Source organism: Colwellia sp. BRX10-3, assembly GCF_014077505.1.
Classification (GTDB): domain Bacteria; phylum Pseudomonadota; class Gammaproteobacteria; order Enterobacterales; family Alteromonadaceae; genus Cognaticolwellia.
In genome coordinates, this window is record NZ_JACGWA010000004.1 from 19,321 (window position 1) to 34,024 (window position 14,704).

Sequence of the window (14,704 nt, forward strand, 5' to 3'; positions counted from 1 at the left end):
TACCTTATACAACAAACACTTGACTAAAAAGGATAAAGCAATGTCTACACAATTATCTCCTGGTGCTAAGTTTCGCCAAGCTATAGTGAATAATAAACCTCTGCAAGTTGTCGGTACCATCAATGCCTATTGTGCAATGATGGCTGAAGAATTAGGTCATCAAGCTATTTACTTGTCTGGTGGTGGTGTTGCTAATGCCTCTTATGGTTTACCCGATTTAGGCATGACATCGTTAAATGATGTTATTGCTGATGTTCAACGCATTACTAGCGCATCTTCTTTACCTTTGTTAGTTGATATTGATACCGGGTGGGGTGGGGCATTTAATATTGCAAAAACTATTCGTGATATGGAAAAAGCTGGCGCAGCCGCTGTACATATAGAAGATCAAGTGGCGCAAAAACGCTGTGGCCATCGTCCAAATAAAGAAATTGTTTCGACCGAAGAGATGGTTGATCGAATCAAAGCTGCGGTTGATGCTCGTACCGATAAAGACTTTTTTATTATGGCGCGTACGGATGCCTTTGCACAAGAAGGCTTAGAAGCTGCATTAGAACGCGCAAAAGCTTATGCGGCTGCTGGCGCTGATGGTATTTTTGCCGAAGCGGTTAAAACCGAAACACATTACCGCGCTTTTACTGAAGCACTTGATGTGCCGGTATTGGCTAATATTACAGAGTTTGGACAAACTGAGCTTTGGAATAAAACCCAGTTAGGTGAGTGGGGATGTGCCATGGTACTTTACCCATTATCAGCATTTAGAGCGATGAATAAAGCGGCCGAGTCGGTTTATAAAACGTTACTTGCCGATGGCGACCAAAAAGCAGAAATCAACAACATGCAAACACGTATGGATTTATATGACTACCTGGGTTACCACGATTACGAACAAAAACTTGATGCCTTGTTTACTGAAGGTAAAAACAAGTAACTAATCATTAAAATACATCAATAAGAAACTAATTTTTAACCATTAACGGTAAATACATTACGGTTAAAGGACAAGAGGAAAGAATGATGACAGAGAAAAAACTCTCAGGTGCTGGCTTACGTGGTCAAAGTGCAGGCGAAACGGCTTTATGTACAGTAGGTAAATCAGGTTCTGGCTTAACTTATTGTGGATATGATATTGCTGATTTAGCTGAAAATTCTACGTTTGAAGAAGTAGCCTACTTGCTCTTTAATGGTGAGTTACCTAATGAAAAAGCATTAGCGACATATAAAGCTGATTTATTTGCTATGCGTGATTTACCGCAAGCATTAAAAGCAGTGCTTAAGCTTATTCCAAAAGAAACTCATCCTATGGATGTTATGCGCACCGGTTGTTCATTTTTAGGTAACTTAGAACCAGAAAATGATTTTAGCGAACAAAATAAAGCTGCTAACCGCTTGTTATCGGCTTTTCCTGCCATCATGTGTTATTGGTATAAGTTCTCACATGAGGGTATAGAAATTGACTGTACCTCAGAAGAAGCGTCTTTAGGCGGGCATTTTTTACGTTTATTAAATGGTAAAAGTCCGTCAGCACAGCATGAACGTGTTATGGATGTTTCATTAATTTTGTATGCTGAGCATGAATTTAACGCCTCTACATTCACCGCGCGCGTTTGTGCTTCAACGTTATCTGATATGTTCTCATGTGTTACTGGCGCTATAGGTACTTTACGTGGACCACTTCATGGCGGCGCTAATGAAGCGGCAATGGACATGATAGAAACATTTAGCTCTCCTGCTGATGCCAAAGAAAAAATGGCCGGTATGCTTGCCCGTAAAGAAAAAATTATGGGCTTTGGTCATGCAGTTTACAGCACATCAGATCCACGTAACGTTATTATCAAAGCATGGTCTGAAAAACTAGCAGCCGAAAACGGCGATACGTCGTTATACGATATTTCAGTGGCTTGTGAAGAGTTTATGTGGGACAGCAAAAAGTTATTTTGTAATGCGGATTTTTTCCATGCTTCAACGTATAATTATATGGGGATACCAACGAAATTATTTACCCCTATTTTCGTATGTTCTCGTTTAACAGGTTGGGCTGCTCACGTGATGGAACAGCGTACAAATAATCGCATTATTCGTCCATCAGCAGATTACATAGGTGCAGAGCCTCGTAAAGTGCAACCTATCGCCCATAGGTAAGCTGCTCTAGAATCTAGTCAATTAAAGCCTTATCTAACCAGATAAGGCTTTATCACTCTTAAAATAACTCAAAAAGAGTCTGTTTTACTCTTTTGTAAATATGGGGATTAAATTATGAATTATGACTACCGCAAACCCTTACCAGGCTATAAAAAAAATGGTCTAACCATTGACTTTTTTGATACCAGAGAAGCTATTGAAGCCATCAAACCCGGCGCTTATAAAACACTACCTTACACTTCACGTGTACTCGCTGAGCAATTGGTTCGACGATGTGACCCTGCGACGCTAACTGATGCTTTAAAGCAGATTATCGAAAGTAAGCAAGACCTAGATTTTCCTTGGTATCCAGCACGTGTTGTTTGTCATGATATTTTAGGTCAAACCGCATTAGTCGATTTAGCCGGTCTTCGAGATGCCATTGCTGAGCAAGGTGGCGATCCTTCAAAAGTTAACCCTGTAGTACCGACGCAATTAATTGTCGACCATTCGCTAGCCGTAGAGGCCTCTGGCGCTGATAGTGAAGCGTTTGAGAAAAACAGAGCGATTGAAGACCGTCGTAATGAACAGCGTTTTCATTTTATCGAATGGACTAAAACCGCTTTTAAAAACGTTGATGTTATCCCCGCGGGTAACGGTATTATGCATCAAATCAACTTGGAGAAAATGTCACCGGTTATTCAATTGCGTGACGGTGTAGCTTTCCCTGACACTTGTGTCGGTACTGACTCTCATACGCCGCATATCGATGCCTTAGGTGTTATCGCGATTGGTGTCGGTGGTTTAGAAGCTGAAACTGTTATGCTGGGACGTCCGTCAATGATGCGCTTGCCTGATATTATTGGTGTAAAGCTTACAGGTAAACGCCAGCCTGGCATCACAGCAACCGATATTGTACTAGCGATAACTGAATTTTTGCGAAATCAGAAAGTTGTTTCTGCTTATTTAGAATTCTTTGGTGAAGGCACTAAAAGCTTAACCATTGGCGATCGCGCAACTATCTCAAACATGACGCCAGAGTATGGCGCGTCTGCCGGTATGTTTTATATCGATGAACAAACCATTGATTATTTAAAAATTACTGGCCGTGAACCTGAGCAAGTCGCGCTAGTTGAAACTTACGCGAAACACACAGGTTTATGGGCTGACGATTTAGTTGAAGCGCAATATCCTCGTGTGATCGAATTTGATTTATCATCGGTAGGTCGTAACTTAGCCGGTCCTTCTAATCCACATCGTCGTTTAGCGACAGCTGATTTAGCCTCGAAAAATATTGCTAAAGACTTAGCTGCCTGTAAAGTACAAGAAGCTAATGGTGAAATGCCAGATGGTGCGGTCATTATTGCGGCTATCACTTCTTGTACCAATACTTCTAACCCTCGTAATGTTGTTGCTGCTGGCCTTATAGCGAAAAAAGCCAATGAGCTTGGACTAGTGCGCAAACCTTGGGTTAAATCATCATTTGCACCAGGTTCAAAAGTAGCTAAGCTTTATTTAGAAGAGGCCGGTCTACTTTCTGAAATGGAAAAATTAGGTTTTGGTATCGTCGGTTATGCCTGTACTACGTGTAATGGTATGAGCGGTGCGTTAGATCCTAAAATTCAACAAGAAATTATTGACCGCGATTTATATGCAACCGCGGTATTATCAGGTAACCGTAACTTCGATGGTCGAATTCACCCTTATGCAAAACAAGCATTTTTAGCGTCACCGCCATTAGTGGTTGCTTATGCGATTGCTGGTACCATTCGTTTTGATATTGAAAAAGATATTTTAGGTCAAGATCAAAACGGTAATGACATAACCTTGAAAGATATTTGGCCTAGTGATGAAGAAATTGATGCCATCGTTGCTTCATGTGTTAAACCAGAACAATTCAAAAAGATCTACACACCGATGTTTGATTTAGGGGCTTTTGAGCCTGCAGAAAGTCCGCTATATGCTTGGGACGAAACCAGTACTTATATTCGCCGTCCGCCTTATTGGGAAGGGGCATTAGCCGGTGAGCGTACCATGAAAGGTATGCGCCCATTAGCAGTTTTAGGCGATAATATTACGACCGATCACTTATCACCTTCAAATGCGATTCAATTGGATAGTGCTGCCGGTGCATATTTGCATAAAATGGGCTTGCCAGAAGAAGATTTTAACTCTTATGCGACACACCGTGGTGATCATTTAACCGCGCAGCGTGCGACCTTTGCTAATCCTAAATTATTTAACGAAATGTGTCGTGATGACAAAGGTGAAGTTAAACAAGGTTCACTCGCGCGTATAGAGCCTGAAGGCACTGAGTCACGCATGTGGGAAGCGATTGAAACCTACATGGAACGTAAACAACCACTGATTATCATTGCTGGTGCTGATTACGGACAAGGTTCATCAAGAGATTGGGCTGCAAAAGGCGTTCGTTTAGCGGGTGTTGAAGTGATTGTTTCTGAAGGTTTTGAACGAATTCACCGAACAAACTTAGTCGGCATGGGCGTTTTGCCGCTTGAATTTATTAAGGGTGAAACACGTCATACCTATAATATTGACGGCACTGAAACCTTTGATGTTGAAGGTACAACATCACCGGGTGCAGCTATGTCTGTAGTGATGACACGTCGCAATGGTGAAATAGTAACAATTCCAGTTAAGTGTCGATTAGATACCGCGGAAGAAGTGTCTGTTTACGCTGCCGGCGGCGTATTGCAAAAGTTTGCTAACGACTTCTTGGAATCGAATACCTAAAGCTATTTTTTTGATAATAGCGGCCTTGGTAATGCTCTGGGATGGACATTACTTAAGGCTACCGCTTTAACGCGGGTTAAAGTCCAGTTTTAAATAGTTAGCTTTAGTATTAAGCGTGTAATTTATTAGCAGTAAATAGAGACTATTTACTGCTTTTTATATGAAAGAATAAATAATAAAGGAGATTGTTATGTCTCACGTTCCTCAAGTGCACTTACCTCAAGTGAAAATTCCTGCTACTTATATGCGTGGCGGTACATCAAAAGGTGTGTTTTTTAATCTAACTGACTTACCAGAGCGTTGCCAAGTGCCTGGAGAAACGCGTGATAATATGTTGCTTCGTGTGATTGGTAGCCCAGATCCTTACGGTAAACAAACTGACGGTATGGGCGGTGCAACATCAAGTACCAGTAAAACGGTTATTTTGGCTAAAAGCGCGGTCGCTGATCACGACGTAGATTATTTATTTGGCCAAGTAGCTATAGATAAAGCATTTGTTGATTGGTCTGGTAATTGCGGTAATTTAACTGCTGCTGTTGGCTCTTTTGCGATCAACGCTGGCTTAGTTGACCATTCACGTATTCCTGATAATGGTATTTGTATTGTACGTATCTGGCAAAAAAATATTGCCAAAACCATTATTGCTCACGTGCCTATGACTAATGGCCAAGTACAAGAAACTGGTGATTTTGAACTCGATGGTGTTACATTTCCTGCGGCAGAAGTGCCGGTAGAGTTTATTGCTCCTGTTGACCCTTCAGAAGCTATGTTTCCAACTGGTAATGTCATTGATGAGCTTAACGTCCCAGCTATTGGTACTTTCAAAGCCTCGAAATATAAAGTCACCATGATCAGCGCAGGTATACCAACTATTTTCTTAAATGCAGAAGATCTTGGTTATACCGGAACAGAGTTGCAAGACGCAATAAATAACGATGAGGCAGCATTAGCTCGTTTTGAAACTATTCGTGCGGCTGGCGCGATTAAAATGGGTTTAATTAGTGATGTTTCTGAAGCAGCAGCACGTCAACATACCCCAAAAGTGGCTTTTGTTAGTACGGCGAAAAACTATGTAACCTCGAGTGGTAAAGCCGTGTCTGCATCAGATATAGATTTACACGTTCGCGCTTTATCAATGGGTAAACTGCATCATGCCATGATGGGAACAGCCGCTGTTGCTATTGGCACCGCGGCTGCAATACCCGGGACTTTGGTTAATTTAGCCGCCGGTGGAGGCGAGCGTGAATCGGTAGTTTTTGGTCACCCGTCAGGTACTCTTAAAGTTGGAGCTCAAGCAGCAATAATTGATGGCATGTGGACCGTAAATAAAGCCATTATGAGCCGCAGTGCGCGTGTATTGATGCAAGGTTGGGTAAGTATTCCAGGCGACTCTTTTTAAGTTTGTTGATTGCTACTTAAGGCTAGTGAAGGTAATTTAAAGTTCGACGAAGTTTAAAAGTCACCAACATTAAAGTGCGACTAAAACGATGTTAGCAGTATTTCTGACATCGTTTTTTTATTAATAACAAAACCATACTAGTGAATAACAAAAAATTGATTTGGGTCACTGCTATAATTATCAACTAACGTGGTAAAAATAAAACGCTTTAAAGGGTATTATTATGACAAAACCCGCAATAGCATTAAGAAAGTAATCATCATTAATTTTTGGTGCGATGAAACAATGAACATGTAATATAAAAAATAGTAGTATGTGAATTAACCTTGAAAAAGTGATAAATGCCTCAGTAAAGTTAACATTTATTAGAAAAGCACGATAAAATTGACAGATAATTGCCAATTGGTGCTGATAGCGCTTTAATTTCATGCGCTATCAGGGTATGTTATGCGTTTTTATCTTAGGCATCATCATTAATGACAAAAAATACCTTTTATCAAGACTTATACACTCAAATTGAAGCATTGATCAGTGATGAAGCTGATGTCATTGCTAATATGGCGAATGTTAGTGCTTTATTGTTTGAACAATTAGCAGAGGTTAATTGGGTAGGGTTTTACCGTATGGTAAATGATGAACTTGTACTGGGTCCATTTCAAGGTAAAGTGGCTTGTATTCGCATTCCTTTGGGGCGTGGCGTTTGCGGCACCGCAGCAGCAGACAATACAGTACAACGTGTCGCTGATGTGCATGAATTTGATGGTCATATTGCGTGTGACGCTAGCACTAACTCGGAAATAGTATTACCTTTAACCTTGAACGATAAGGTTATCGCAGTGCTTGATATTGACAGCATGGCATATAATCGTTTTGATAGTGATGATCAGGCAGGTTTAGAAAAAATAATTAGTTTGTTTGAAAATGTTATGATTAAGCATGGCGTGTTAAACTAATGAAAGAATTTATTGATATTCATGACTATTTAGTTTCAGAAGCCGTTGTTGGTGATTGGGATGGTGATGAAGAAGAAGTTGCTGAGCGAATTAACGAAATTTATCATACCGTTTATGACTTAGCAGAAGAAGATATTGCACCAGAGATTTTAGAGCAGTTGTTGTCTTTGGTGTGGGATACGTGGATAGGGCAAGAAGCCTTAGCTGAAATCGAAAGTGAAGATATTTATGATTGGTGCCGACATCTGTTGGAAAATCGTGAACAATATCTAGCAGATCAGAATCAAAATTTTTAAAAGTTGTATTTATGGAAACTAAAATAGAAAGTGAAGTAACAGTGGTAGCAGACGAAGTAGTTGAAGCTACATCAAATGTTGAAGCAAAGCTAAATGTTGATGCTGAAGTTAAACGCATTAGCACAAAAGAAATTATTGCCTACTTAGCGGAAAAATTCCCGGCATGTTTTTCTGTTGAAGGTGCTGCAAAACCATTAAAGATTGGTATTTTCCAAGATTTAGCAGAAAAGTTAACTGGCGATGAGACAGTAAGTAAAACCCGTTTACGTCAAGCACTTAGACATTACACTAGTAGCTGGCGCTATTTGAAAGCGATTAAAATGGGTGTTTTTCGTGTTGATATTGATGGCAATGACGCTGCCGAAATCGATCAAGAGCAAGCCGATTATGCCAGTAAAACGCTAAAAGAAAGCCAAGAAAAATTTGGTAACAAAAAGCCTAAAGACAAAGCAGCGAAAAAACCTTATAAAGGCACTGCCGTTAAGGGAACTAAGTCTGTAAGTAAAGACTCTACAGATAATAGCCGAAAAGAAAAATTCAATTCGGTTAAGTCAACCAAACGTGTAGTTGCAAAAACTGCGGTCAAACTTAAACCCGTTGAAACAAGCAATGTTGTTGTTGGCAAAAATATCAAAGTGCAATTAGGACAATCGTCAATGGATGCTGTTATTACAGAAGTTTCCGGCAAGGATGTTAGTGTTCAATTAAACTCAGGTATGATTGTTAAAACACAAGTTAAAAATATTTTTACAGAATAAATTTGGAGTATGTGAATGCATAAATTTTGTCGTATAGCTATTGCGGTATCATTGTCACTTGCCAGTATCTCGGTATTTGCTGAAAGTAAAGAAGACAATGAAAGCCTACCGATACTAGCACCTGAAAGCCAACATGCTACATCTTCAAAGCGCATTACGGCACAGTTTACGCGTGCACATTACAAGCAAATTAAAATTGATGACTTATTATCAGAACAGATATTTTCTCGTTATATTAAGCAATTAGATTACGCTCGTAACGTTTTTCTTGCCTCTGATATTAAGGGCTTTGAGCAATACCGTGATGAATTTGATACGGTTATTTCCCGTGGTAAGCTTGATATTGCCTATCAAATTTACAATCTAAATTTACAGCGTAGATTAGAGCGCTATCAATATGCTTTAAGCTTATTAAGCAGCGAAAAACCTTTCGATTTTGAACTTGATGAAACCTATAACTTTGATCGTGAAGATGCTTCATGGGCCAACTCTGTTGCTGAACTAAACGAGTTATGGCGTAAAAAAGTTAAATATGACGCACTAAATTTAACTTTAGCGGGTAAAGAGTGGGAAAAAATTCAAGAAGTGTTAGGTAAACGCTATCGTTACGCTATTAAGCGCTTAAAGCAAAGTGAAAGTGAAGATGTCTTTCAAGTTGTGATGAATAGTTTTGCGCGCGTAGTTGAACCACATACTTCATATTTATCTCCTCGAAATGCTGAACGCTTCCAAATGGAAATGAATTTATCTTTGGAAGGTATTGGTGCGGTTTTACGTGCAGAAGAGGACTATACCGTTATCCAAAGTGTCGTAGTAGGTGGCCCTGCAGATAAGTCGAAAGAATTAAAGCCTAAAGATCGCATTGTGGGTGTTTCGCAAGATGATAAAGAGTTTGTCGATGTTATTGGCTGGCGTTTAGATGATGTTGTTGAACTGATCAAAGGTCCAAAAGGTACAAAGGTTAGGCTTCAAGTTTTAGGTGAAGAATCAGAAGATGATAGCAGCATTAAAGTGGTTTCTATTATAAGAGACACTATAAAGCTTGAAGACCGTGCAGCAAAATCTGAAGTTTATTTTGAAAAAGAAGGTGTTGAAAACGCTAAAAAACTTGGTGTGATCACGATCCCAAGCTTTTACAACCACCTTTCACGTGATGTTAAGCTCGAAATAGCTAAACTTAAAGACGAAAATGTTGCAGGTATTATTGTTGACCTTCGTGGCAATGGCGGGGGTTCGTTAACAGAAGCAACTTTACTTACTGGCTTATTTATTGATAAAGGCCCGGTAGTACAAGTACGTGATGGTGCAAACCGCGTGCAAGTTAACAGTGATAAAGACGGTATCAGTTTTTATGATGGTCCATTAACCGTTATGGTCGATCGTTACAGTGCTTCAGCGTCAGAAATATTTTCGGCTGCGATACAGGACTATGGTCGAGGAATAGTGGTTGGCGAGCATACTTTTGGTAAAGGTACTGTCCAGCAGCATAGAGGTTTAGGTCGTGTCTATGACTTGTATGACAACCCGTTTGGTAGCATCCAATTCACCATTGCCAAGTTTTATCGAATCAATGGCGGTAGCACGCAACATCGTGGTGTATTACCTGATATTGAATTTCCATCGGCAATAGACCCAGCAGATTGGGGCGAAAGCAAAGAAGAAAATGCTTTACCTTGGGACCAAATCCCAAAAGCGCGATATAACAAACTTAAAGATATCAGCCAAGATGTAACTTACTTAACTTCATTACATAGTTCACGTGTTGCGCAAAACCAAGAGTTTAATTATTTACTTTCTGATATCGCAGAATATAAAGCCGAAAAAGATGACAAAACTATTTCGCTAAACTTAGCCAAACGCAAAGAAAAAAGAGAAAACCGTAAAGCTAAGCAGTTAAAGCGTGCTAACGAACGACTTACCATTATGGGTAAAGAAAAAGTAACTGATTTAGATGACTTACCAGAAGATTTAGAAGCGCTCGATCCATTTTTAGATGAAACAGCCAAAATCACCTTTGACTTAGTGTCATTAGGTAAAGTCGCGAAAAAATAACTGCTTTTGCTACGTAATATTGAAAGCCACCTCAGGGTGGCTTTTTAATGTTAATGCTTTTTAGCTAAAATTACTGCATAATTATTCTTGAAATCCTTATAAACAAAGGGCTAGTTAGCAGTGAATTGTAAGAAAAAACTTGCACTATCTGCGAACAGTCGGCATCTTACTAACACAAATAATTTAACCACTATAATAATTAAGATAATAAAGGTGTAAATTTATCTATGTCTGATCCTCAATCTTTGCGACAACCTTCTATGTTGGACTCTTTAATTCCAATTGTTGTCCTTATCTGTTTACTCATTGCCGCCGTAACATTTTTTGGTGATAGCTCATCATCTGGTCCTAATCAGATAGCCTTGCTTTTAGCTACGGGTGTTGCTGCGGTAATAGGGCTGAAAAATGGTCATAAATGGCCCGAAATGGAAAAGGCGATTATCCATGGCATATCAATTTCTCTAGGTGCGGTGTTAATTTTATTAGCGGTAGGGTCATTAATTGGTACTTGGTTGTTATCAGGAACTGTGCCGACTATGGTTTATTATGGCTTGAAAATAATAGACCCGAGCTGGTTTTATGCTGCAACATGTTTAGTGTGTGGTATTGTCGCGATGAGCATAGGAAGTTCTTGGACTACAGCCGCGACCGTAGGTGTTGCCTTCATAGGTATTGCTGGCGGCTTTGAGCTATCATCCTCTGTTACTGCTGGTGCCGTGATATCAGGCGCTTACTTTGGCGACAAACTATCGCCACTTTCCGAAACCACTAATTTAGCACCAGCGGTAGCCGGTAGTGAATTATTTGCTCACATTCGTTATATGTTATGGACGACTATTCCTTCGATTTCTATTGCGTTGATATTATTTCTTATTATTGGCTTTAATCATTCAACTTCAGGCGTAGGTAACACTGATACCATAGTGTCACTGACCAGTACATTGGAAAATACTTACAATATATCAGCTTTTAATTTAATCCCATTATTCATCTTATTAATCTTGGCTTATAAAAAAATGCCAGCATTTCCTGCCGTTGCTATTGGTGCCATAATCGGTGCGATTTGGGCATTGATTTTCCAGCAAGAATTAATTTTAGGTATGGCGCAAGATGGAGTAGATTCAACTAAAGCCACTATTATGGTGGTTTGGACCGCCTTTTTTGATGGTGTAGTTGTCGAAACAGGTAATACTGAAATTGATCAGCTATTAAGCCGTGGTGGTATGTCAGGTATGTTGAATACTATCTGGTTAGTGGTTACCGCGCTTAGCTTTGGTGCCATTTTAGAACATTTAGGTATGTTAAAAAAGTTTGTTGAATCAATTTTAGCGAAGGCCAAATCAACAGGTAGCTTAATTGCCAGTACCGTAGCTACTTGTATAGGGACGAACTTGATTACCGCTGATCAATATATGGCTATTGTCATGCCCGGTAGAATGTACAAAGAAGAATATGAAAAAAGGGGCTTAGACCCCGTGGTATTAAGTAGAACATTAGAAGATTCGGGCACTATCACTTCGCCCCTGATACCTTGGAACACTTGTGGTGCATTTATGTTTGGTGCTATGGCATTAACATCTTATGATTATATCTTTTATTGCTTCTTTAACTTAATTAACCCAATTTTAGCCGTGACATATGGCTATATGGGCTTTAAAATAAAAAGATTAGTGACAAAGAACTAAAACATTTGCAAAATTAATAAATATTCATAAAGCCTGTTTAGTACAGGCTTTTTAATGTCTGTTGCAGGCGTTTATTTCCAACAAAGATATAATGTACTCTATTAAGGATGCGCATGAGCGATTTTACCCCACGCTATTTAGCTGATTATAGCGAAGCCAACTTTTCTATTTCTACCGTTGAGTTAACCTTTGAACTCGACCAATATAAAACTCGCGTTACCAATCGCATGCTAATGACAAGAAAACTGGCTAATAATCAGCCGTTAATATTAGATGGTGAGCACTTAACTTTATTATCTGCCTCAATTGATGAGCAGCCACTATCAAGCGATGAATACCAAATCAGTAATACCAGTTTATCTATTGCTATTGATCGCGACGAGTTCATTCTAGAAATTGTGACTGAAATTAACCCTGTTGAAAATACCGCGCTTGAAGGCTTGTTTAAGTCAGGCGATGCTTATTGCACTCAGTGTGAAGCCGAAGGCTTTAGGCGTATCAGTTATTATCTAGATCGTCCCGATATTATGGCAACCTTTACCACTAAGGTTATTGCCGATAAAACACAATATCCGTATTTGTTATCAAATGGCAATAAAGTCGCGTCAGGAGATTTAGCTAATGGCCAGCATTATATGCAATGGCATGACCCATTTCCAAAACCTTGCTATTTGTTTGCTCTAGTTGCCGGTGACTTTGATGTTTTAAAAGATACCTATAAAACGACCTCTGGCCGTGATATTGCCTTAGAAATATTTGTTGATAAGGGCAATGTTAATAAAGCGCACCATGCTATGGCGTCTTTAAAGCATTCTATGAATTGGGATGAAGAAACCTTCGGTCTTGAATACGATCTTGATATTTACATGATAGTAGCCGTCGACTTTTTCAACATGGGCGCTATGGAAAATAAAGGTCTGAATGTTTTTAATAGTAAATTTGTTTTAGCCGATGAAGCTAGCGCTACCGATGTTGATTATTTTAATGTAGAGGCGGTTATTGCACATGAATACTTTCACAACTGGACAGGTAACCGTGTAACTTGTCGAGATTGGTTTCAACTGAGTTTAAAAGAAGGGCTAACGGTATTTAGAGATCAGCAATTTAGTGCCGACATGCATTCAGCTCCAGTTAATAGAATTCAAAATGTGCGGGTGTTACGCTCGCTGCAATTTGCTGAAGATGCTGGTCCTATGGCACATCCTATTCGACCAGAAAAAGTTATCGAAATGAATAACTTTTATACCCTAACCGTGTATGAAAAAGGTGCTGAAGTTATCCGCATGATCCATACTTTGCTTGGGGTAGATAAATTTAGACAAGGTTTAGATTTATATTTTAAACGTTTCGACGGCATGGCAGTAACATGTGACGACTTTATTAATGCCATGGCCGATGCATCGAGTGTAGATCTAAGCCAATTTAAGCGTTGGTATACACAAGCAGGAACGCCTCAACTGCAAGTTAATGAAAGCTTTGATGAAAACTTGTCTGAATACCAATTAACCCTTAGCCAAACTAATGGTGCAAATCCTGCTTTACATATTCCTATTGGTATTGAGTTAATTGCTATGGAAGGCGAACAAAGTCAGTCACAGTTATTACAATTAACCGAGCAAGCGCAAACATGGATTTTTAAAGGTTTTAGCCAAAAGCCAGTTTTAGCGTTATTGACGGGTTTTTCTGCACCAGTTAAAACGCAGTTTTTACAATCGGATCAAGACCTACAATGTATTATGACCCGTGCTAAAGATGAGTTTTGTCGCTGGGATGCAGGGCAAAAATTATTAACAACCTATATCAATCAGTTAATGCAGCAACCATCATTAAGTTTACCTGAAAATTTATACCAGGCTTTTAGAACTATATTAACTGCCGATATTTCAGCCGCTTTTAAAGCAGAGCAATTAACATTGCCAAGCTTTAGTGAATTAGCTGACAATATTGAAGCAGTTGACCCTATCAGTTTGCTTGACGCCATTGACAGCTTGAAAGAAAGTTTAGCGAAAGAATTAGCACCATTATTTTTACAGCAGTATCAGCAAAATATACAAGTTGAGTATGCAAGTGACGGCGTCGCTATTGGCAAACGGGCATTAAAAAATATTTGCTTATCTTACTTAAGTACCTTAAACAACATAAGTGACCAAGAAGATTTACTAGCTACGCAGTTTCAACATTCAAATAATATGACTGATACCCTAGCAGCACTTAATTGTGCGGCAAAGCATCATCATGGAAATTACGATGATATGATGGCAGGCTTTGAGAAAAAGTGGAGTGAAACACCATTAGTTATGGACAAATGGTTTGCGATACAAGCAAGTGTTAATAAAGACGCTATTTATGAAAACCTAGCAAAACTTATTACACATCCATTGTTCAGTTTAAAAAATCCCAATAGGGTTCGGGCACTTATTGGCGCTTTCACCGCTAACAATGCACGATATTTTCATTGCGCTAGTGGCCGAGGTTATCAGTTTTTAATTGATCAATTAATTAAGCTAAATGATATTAATCCGCAAGTGGCGTCGCGTTTAATTACGCCGTTGATACAATTTAAGTCGTTTGATCAGCACAGGCAAGTAATGATAAAAGCCATGCTTGAACATTTTACTAAGCAAGTTGTTTTGTCTAAGGATTTAAAAGAAAAGCTTGATGCTGCATTGGCGTCTTAGGAAAATAG

At 39.3% G+C, this 14,704-nt stretch carries 10 protein-coding genes; all 10 read left to right on the top strand.

All coding sequences use genetic code 11. The annotated features are described in order from the left end of the window. Positions 1-40 precede the first annotated feature (40 nt). Complete coding sequence (gene prpB / locus H4J38_RS08295) at positions 41-931, top strand: methylisocitrate lyase (protein ID WP_182131329.1); 891 nt, start codon at positions 41-43, stop codon at positions 929-931. A gap of 86 nt (positions 932-1,017) precedes the next feature. After that, entirely contained in the window at positions 1,018-2,142 is a 1,125-nt protein-coding gene (gene prpC, locus H4J38_RS08300) for a 2-methylcitrate synthase (RefSeq protein ID WP_182131331.1), read from the top strand. Positions 2,143-2,256: 114 nt separating this feature from the next. Next, a complete protein-coding gene (acnD, locus tag H4J38_RS08305; RefSeq protein WP_182131333.1) occupies positions 2,257-4,875 on the top strand; it encodes a Fe/S-dependent 2-methylisocitrate dehydratase AcnD in 2,619 nt (872 codons plus the stop codon). A gap of 190 nt (positions 4,876-5,065) precedes the next feature. Further along, complete coding sequence (prpF, locus tag H4J38_RS08310; protein ID WP_182131334.1) at positions 5,066-6,274, top strand: 2-methylaconitate cis-trans isomerase PrpF; 1,209 nt, start codon at positions 5,066-5,068, stop codon at positions 6,272-6,274. 476 nt (positions 6,275-6,750) lie between these two features. After that, entirely contained in the window at positions 6,751-7,227 is a 477-nt protein-coding gene (locus H4J38_RS08315; protein WP_182131335.1) for a GAF domain-containing protein, read from the top strand. Continuing rightward, complete coding sequence (locus H4J38_RS08320) at positions 7,227-7,523, top strand: hypothetical protein (protein WP_182131336.1); 297 nt, start codon at positions 7,227-7,229, stop codon at positions 7,521-7,523. The genes H4J38_RS08315 and H4J38_RS08320 overlap by 1 nt, the downstream gene beginning before the upstream one ends. Positions 7,524-7,534: 11 nt before the next feature. Further along, a complete protein-coding gene (gene proQ, locus H4J38_RS08325) occupies positions 7,535-8,281 on the top strand; it encodes an RNA chaperone ProQ (protein ID WP_182131337.1) in 747 nt (248 codons plus the stop codon). 15 nt (positions 8,282-8,296) lie between these two features. Beyond that, entirely contained in the window at positions 8,297-10,333 is a 2,037-nt protein-coding gene (gene prc / locus H4J38_RS08330; protein ID WP_182131338.1) for a carboxy terminal-processing peptidase, read from the top strand. A 227-nt stretch (positions 10,334-10,560) separates the two neighbouring features. Further along, on the top strand, positions 10,561-12,018 hold the full coding sequence (nhaC, locus tag H4J38_RS08335; protein ID WP_182131339.1) for a Na+/H+ antiporter NhaC: 1,458 nt from the start codon (positions 10,561-10,563) through the stop codon (positions 12,016-12,018). 107 nt (positions 12,019-12,125) lie between these two features. After that, positions 12,126-14,696, top strand: a complete 2,571-nt coding sequence (pepN, locus tag H4J38_RS08340) for an aminopeptidase N (RefSeq protein ID WP_404842603.1) — start codon at positions 12,126-12,128, stop codon at positions 14,694-14,696. Positions 14,697-14,704: the final 8 nt, after the last annotated feature.